This is a genomic window from Shimwellia pseudoproteus (assembly GCF_016415625.1).
Classification (GTDB): domain Bacteria; phylum Pseudomonadota; class Gammaproteobacteria; order Enterobacterales; family Enterobacteriaceae; genus Shimwellia; species Shimwellia pseudoproteus.
Window position 1 is genome coordinate 24,121 of record NZ_WBXP01000044.1, and the last position, 6,218, is coordinate 30,338.

General features: G+C 56.2%; 7 protein-coding genes. 2 read left to right on the forward strand and 5 right to left on the reverse strand.

The annotated features are described in order from the left end of the window. Window positions 1-23: 23 nt before the first annotated feature. The 4 genes from F9C28_RS16075 to yeiP form a co-directional block, all read right to left on the reverse strand. Entirely contained in the window at window positions 24-737 is a 714-nt protein-coding gene (locus tag F9C28_RS16075; protein WP_199016347.1) for a phosphatase PAP2 family protein, read from the reverse strand. Between the two features lie 36 nt (window positions 738-773). Continuing rightward, on the reverse strand, window positions 774-1,751 hold the full coding sequence (locus F9C28_RS16080; protein ID WP_199016348.1) for a CobW family GTP-binding protein: 978 nt from the start codon (window positions 1,749-1,751) through the stop codon (window positions 774-776). 142 nt (window positions 1,752-1,893) lie between these two features. Beyond that, window positions 1,894-3,351 (reverse strand): mannitol dehydrogenase family protein, encoded by a 1,458-nt coding sequence (locus F9C28_RS16085; protein ID WP_199016349.1) that lies wholly within the window; start codon window positions 3,349-3,351, stop codon window positions 1,894-1,896. A 248-nt stretch (window positions 3,352-3,599) separates the two neighbouring features. Further along, window positions 3,600-4,172 (reverse strand): elongation factor P-like protein YeiP, encoded by a 573-nt coding sequence (gene yeiP, locus F9C28_RS16090; protein WP_199016350.1) that lies wholly within the window; start codon window positions 4,170-4,172, stop codon window positions 3,600-3,602. 156 nt (window positions 4,173-4,328) lie between these two features. Here yeiP and F9C28_RS16095 point away from each other — a divergent pair, with 156 nt between their 5' ends. After that, complete coding sequence (locus tag F9C28_RS16095; protein WP_199016351.1) at window positions 4,329-4,589, forward strand: YkgJ family cysteine cluster protein; 261 nt, start codon at window positions 4,329-4,331, stop codon at window positions 4,587-4,589. A gap of 43 nt (window positions 4,590-4,632) precedes the next feature. Here F9C28_RS16095 and F9C28_RS16100 read toward each other — a convergent pair whose 3' ends face one another. Continuing rightward, window positions 4,633-5,208: a nuclear transport factor 2 family protein gene (locus F9C28_RS16100; RefSeq protein WP_199016352.1), complete on the reverse strand. Its 576-nt coding sequence runs from the start codon at window positions 5,206-5,208 to the stop codon at window positions 4,633-4,635. A gap of 120 nt (window positions 5,209-5,328) precedes the next feature. Between F9C28_RS16100 and F9C28_RS16105 the strand changes: the two genes are divergently transcribed. Continuing rightward, a complete protein-coding gene (locus F9C28_RS16105) occupies window positions 5,329-6,135 on the forward strand; it encodes a LysR substrate-binding domain-containing protein (protein ID WP_199016353.1) in 807 nt (268 codons plus the stop codon). Window positions 6,136-6,218 lie beyond the last annotated feature (83 nt).

Below are 6,218 nucleotides of genomic sequence, written 5' to 3' on the forward strand. Positions count from 1 at the left end.
ATGGTATGGTTAAATAATCTGCGTTAATTGTGACCAGATTGTTTATATTTCCCCGGTAGCCGCTGATTAAACCAGCGGATAATGACATCAGAAAACGGTGTCATTAACCACCAGGGTAACCCGATTAATGCCAGGGATAATGAGCCGACAAATACATCGGAAAACCAGTGTGCGCCGATCATCATTCGCGGCACGATAAATACCAGGAAAATAATAATGGCCAGGGCGAACGCTTTTGCGCCGAAATAACGCAGCATAAAGCCACAAAATATCAGCAGCATTAACCCATGATCACCCGGGAAACTATCACGGGAAGCATCTTTAGTGGGGAAATCCAGTAACTGGCTGACCCGGTTAATATGGGGGAAATAAAGTGTCGGGCTGGGGCGCTCAACAGGAATAGCCTGGCCAATTTGGTTTAGCACCACGGCACAGAGCAACATCACCACCCCCATAATCACGATTTGCCGACGCCCCGGTGGGGTTGCCTTCAGCCAGTAAGAAAGCATCAGCAGGCCCATACACAACAGCGAGCAGCTATCAAACGCCCGGTTGTTGGTGATGGCGACAAACCATAAAAATGCGTGACTTTCCACCAGCTCCCGGTTGAAGAAATGGAATATCCCGGCGTCGAAAACGAACCATAAACCGTGATTAGCCGGGAGCAACCAGGATAAAAACAGCGCGACGCCAAGGATATTGAGCAGGAGAATAGTGGGTAAACGAGCCATAGTCATCAGCAACACAGGGAGAAACCAATCACGGTAGTCCGATCAACCTAAACGTAGTTTCAACAAAGCGGACTGAAGCGGATTCCAGTCAGTCTCCTGATCGTTAATCGCTTCCACTCTGCTGTCCGGCGGGGCGACATTCTGGGTCTCAATGTGAAAATCCTCCCCCTGACGATTGATCCGCATCAGGCCTTCCGGGATACGCAGCACGCCTTTTATCCGGCCAACCGGCGCCAGCCTGGCCCACTCCAGTAATCCCACGGTATCAAAGACGGTTTCACTGTCGAAAATCCAGCCGCAGGCGTGGTAGCCCTGGCCCTGGTTAACACTGCGCCGCCAGCGCTGATGTTCCGGCAGGCTCAGTGCCCCAAGCCCGCGAGTACTGGGGTGAGTATGGGCGTGGTCCGGGCTGTCGGGGAGCGTCCGGTGATTGCTGCGCGGCAGATCCAGCAGGGCTGCATCAATATTCCCCCGGGTGGCCATCACCAGTTCCCGGTTATCGCGATGCGCGGCCAGCCAGTCGGCCAGCGCCTGGCGGCTGGCGCTATCTTCACGATCCGCTTTATTCGCCACGATAATATCGCAGGCGGCTAGCTGATCGCGGAAGTTGTCATCCTGCATGGCGCGGCTATCCAGCAACTGGCGGGGATCCAGCAGACACAGGGTGGCGCGCAGATCGATCCACGGCTGGTAAACCGGGGCGTTCAGCATATCGAGGATTTGTTTAGGGTGACCAAGGCCGGTGGGCTCGATTAATAACCGGTCCGGCTTCACCTGGCGCAACAGAGTATTGAGCCCCACCTGCATCGGCAGGCCGTTAACACAACACATACAGCCGCCGGGGATCTCTTTTAATACCGCACCGCTGTCTGCCAGCAAGGCGCCATCAATGCCTACCTCGCCAAACTCATTCACCAGCACCGCCCAGCGCTCTGTGGCGGGTTTACTGGCCAGTAAGTGGAGGATAGTCGTGGTCTTTCCGCTGCCGAGAAAGCCAGTAATTAGGTTTGTTTTTGTCACAGGAGCTCCGCGCCAGGTCAGGCGTTAAAAATCACACTGCCCGGAATTCTTAACCAGTTACGGCGCAGAAGCAAAACAAAAAAAGCAATTGTACCCGGCAGGGCAGCGCGGCCCCCCGGGTCACGGTTATCTGCCCGGGGGCTCAGAGTGCGGCGACAGCCTGACGTGCCCCGACAGTGCACAGCTGTTGCCAGGCCTGTTCTATCGCCTTAACGAACTGCGGGTTGGCGGGTAACTGCTGGCCGAAAATCGCCGTCAGCCCCAGCAGCCCTTGTACGCGCTGTTGCGCGGAGGTGCTGGCGACAATCGCGGCGATTTGCCCGGCGAGAGGGTCACGCACATCGATGGTATTCCCCTGATCATCAACCCCGCTGACGTAGCGCATCCAGCCGGCAATCCCCAGCGCCAGGCATGACCAGTCGCTGCCTTGTTCAAGGTGCCACTGGACGCTTTCCAGCATGCGCTGGGGTAGCTTCTGGCTGCTGTCCATGGCGATTTGCCAGGTGCGGTGTTGCAGCGCCGGGTTGGCAAAGCGCGCCAGCAGCGTTCCGGCATAGTCCACCAGATCGACCCCAGGCATCACCAGGGTGGCGGCCTGTTCGTCAAGCATCAGGCGGCGCACCGCCCGGCGATAATGGGGATCGGCCATACAATCGGCAATGTGCGGGTACCCGCCAAGGTAACCGAGGCAGGCCAGGAAGCTGTGGCTGCCGTTAAGCATACGCAGTTTCATGCGTTCCCAGGGCAGTACGTCCGCCACCATCTGCACACCGGCGACTTCCCAGGCGGGGCGGCCCGCAACAAAATTATCTTCCACCACCCACTGAATAAACGGCTCGCTGCTGATGGCACAGCGGTCTTCCACCCCGAGGCAGGCAGTGATCTCCGCCAGGGATGCCGGGGTCGCGGCGGGGACGATACGGTCCACCATGGTGCCCGGGAAGGTGACGTGCTGGGCTATCCAGCGGGCCAGTTCCGGGCTGCGCTTTTCGGCCATATCCAGTACCGCCCGGCGCACCACATGGCCGTTGTCCGGGATATTGTCACAGGACAATACCGTAAAGGCAGCAAGGCCCCGGGCGCGGCGGCGGTGCAGTGCCTCGACCAGAATCCCCGGGGCCGAGTGAGGCGACGCCGGGAAGGCCAGATCGTGCTGAATACGGCTATTATGCACATCAAGGCGGCCGCTGGCGGGATCGATACAGTAGCCTTTTTCCGTGATAGTCAGCGAGACAATCGCCACCTGGGGTTCGCAAAACGTCTCCAGGACGCTGTCCATACCGTCGAGGGTGGCGCTACAGCATTCGTTGATCGCGCCGACAATAATGGCCTGGTTACCGTCCGGGCCTTTTTCCAGTACGGTATAGAGATTATCCTGGGCCCGTAAGGCGGCCATCAATTCTGCCCCGCTGAACAGGCTGATTTCGGCTATCCCCCAGTCCCCCCCTTGCTGGTTGAGCACCCGATCGGTGAGCAGCGCCTGATGAGCGCGGTGGAACGCACCGCACCCGAGGTGAACAATACGGGACTGGAGTTGCTGGCGCGGGTAGCGAGGCTGGCTGATGCTGGGGTCGAGCGTTACGGAAGCAATGGTTTTCATGGCGATATCCGGCTGACGTGGCTAGTTACCGGGGCAGTGTAAAGTTATATGACAAGAAATGTAATTGGTACGCCGTATTTGTCGGTGATATGTGAATCAGATCAAAGAAGAGAGTCAGGCGTTGCCGAAAAATTGCCGGCTTTCCGTGCGGAGTCGATCGTTAATACTTAATTGGTATAACAACTTTTTTATTGTGGGTAATCACACAAAACGCCCCGCAGGGCGCTTTATCTTCCGGCAGCCGTGGCTTAGTCAGCGCGGCCCATAAAACGACGCTCCGGAATATGAATACGGATTCTTTCACCGCTGGTCAGGTATTCCGGCACCTGAATCACCAGCCCGGTGTTCAGGGTGGCGGGTTTGGTACGGGAGCTGGCGGATGCGCCCTTAATACCCGGTGCGGTTTCAACGATTTCCAAATCGACAGTCTGCGGTAATTCCAGTGCCAGCAGTTGGCCGTCCCAGGTCAGCACCTGCATATCCGGCATGCCGCCTTCCGGGATGAACAGCAGTTCATCCTCGATAATCTCTTTGGTGAAGATATACGGGGTGTAATCTTCTTTATCCATAAAGACATATTCATTACCGTCGATGTAAGAGAAGTCCACGGCGCGGCGGGTCAGGGTAATGGTGTCGAGGATATCATCCCCTTTAAAGCGCTCTTCGACCTTTTGACCTGTACGAACATCAGAAAAACGCATCTTGTACAGGGTAGCGGCACCGCGCGCGCTGGGGGACTGGATATCAATGTCTTTTACCAGCAGCAGTTTACCGTTGTAATTCACGGCCATGCCGCGTTTGATTTCGTTTGCTCTTGCCATCAGAGGATCCTGTAGAAATAAGGTCACTAAAATATCGCGTCAAAGTACCCGCGAGGAACCTGGCAGGCAAGAGGATTTCGCGGGAAAGCGTAAAGAATCTCGTCATTGTTACCCTGAGCTGTTACAGTCGGCCCACCTTTGCAGACGGAGAACGCCATGCAATGTCGTCCGGATTGCGGTGCGTGTTGTATTGCGCCGTCCATTTCCAGCCCGATCCCCGGGATGCCTCAGGGCAAGCCTGCCAATGTCAGGTGTGTGCAATTATCGCCAGATAATCGCTGTCAGATCTTTGGCTCCAGCCTGCGTCCTGCGGTGTGTGGACGTCTTCAGCCCAGCCTGGAGATGTGCTTCACCAACCGCCATGACGCGATGACCTATCTGGTGGAATTAGAAACCAGTACCGCACCCTCCCGTTAACGCGTCAGGCAAAGGCCGTTTATCACTACATTTGCCTGGGTATTTAGGCGTTCAGCCAGGCTTCCCCTTGCTGTTTCATGGCGCGTTCCAGCTCGCTGCCGCGGGTGGCGTACAGGCGTTTAACCGGGAAGCCGCTTTGTTCCAGCAAATAGGCTAATGCCGCGTACTCCCGGGGGTATTTTTGTACCACGGTGCGGTCAATCTCCACCGGCCCCAGCGGGAAGGTGAAGCAACCCATGTCGTAAATGCTCTGGCGACGCACCAGTTTCCAGACCCCGTCACGTTTCTCGGCCCAGTCGTAAAACCGGTTATGGGTATTACAGCCGAGATTAAATTTCACATTCTCGCCGAGGATCATGGCGTTGGTTTCAACCAGCGCTTTGTCGCCGTTGAAGGTAATAATCGGCGAGGTGATCAGGTGCTTGGTCCGCAGATCAGAGGTGCCCATCCGGGCGGAGGCATCAACAAAATCGCTGAACAGGCCGTCAAACCAGGTCACTTCAATGGTGCCGTCGCTGTGGAAAAGCGAACGTAACGCATCCCAGTTGCCGAGGTCCCGGTAGATCCAGCCCATCATCAGGTCGCTAATTTGCTGTTTATCATCAAGTCTTGACTGCATTGTCGTACTCCGGTTTTACCATCAGTAGCAGAAGAGATATTGAGTATCCCGCTGCTGTCCGATAGCATCCAATATATTGTTGTTACTTATCTATCATTTTAAATTATCAATGAGGCCTATATGGACTTGCGTCAGCTACGTTACTTTCTTGCGGTTGCGCAAGAAGAGCACTTTGGCCGCGCAGCCAACAGATTAAATATCGTACAACCGGCGTTAAGTATGCAAATCCGTGCTCTGGAAGAGGAGCTGGGTGGGCTGCTGTTTCTGCGTAATAGCCGCCATGTGGCGTTAACGGAAGCGGGGAAGTTATTGCTGGTTGAGGCGCGGCGCATTCTTGATCAGGCCGAATACGCCCGGCGGTCGGTAGCCAAAGCGTTACGCGGCGAGAGTGGCACCGTGCGCATTGGGTTCGCCGGGAACGCCATTTTTAGCGGCAAGCTTATCCGCGATTTACGGCTGTTTCGCGAGACGTATCCCGATGTTGAGCTGGTTGTCCGGGAAGTGCCACCCCAGCAGCAGGTAGCGGCGATACTGAGCGGGCAGATGGATATTGGCTATACGCCGGACCACCGCAAGATTAACACCCCGGAGATTGCGGCGAGAAAGATTGGCGAATGGTCGATGATGGTGGCCTTCGCCGACACGCACCCGCTTGCCGCGTCAGCGGAGATAACGCTCGACATGCTGGCAGGGCAACCGCTGATTCTGTATGAGGTACACGACAACGACGCGCCCCTTACGCGCCAGTTAAATACGCTGATTAACGGCCACTGCCAGTATGTTCAGCGGGCCGACAGCAGCCTGACGGTTCTGGCCATTGCCGCCGCGGGGCTGGGGGTGGCGCTGATCCCGGAACCGCTGCAACAGGTCACCGTTCCCGGGCTGATATACCGTAAATTTACGGCGCCAGCGGGCTTTGTTGAATAAATCGAACTTTTAGCCGAAATTAGGATCAGATCACCACACTCCTGACCCTGTAGCGACATCCTGTGACAAAGCAAAAGTTCAAA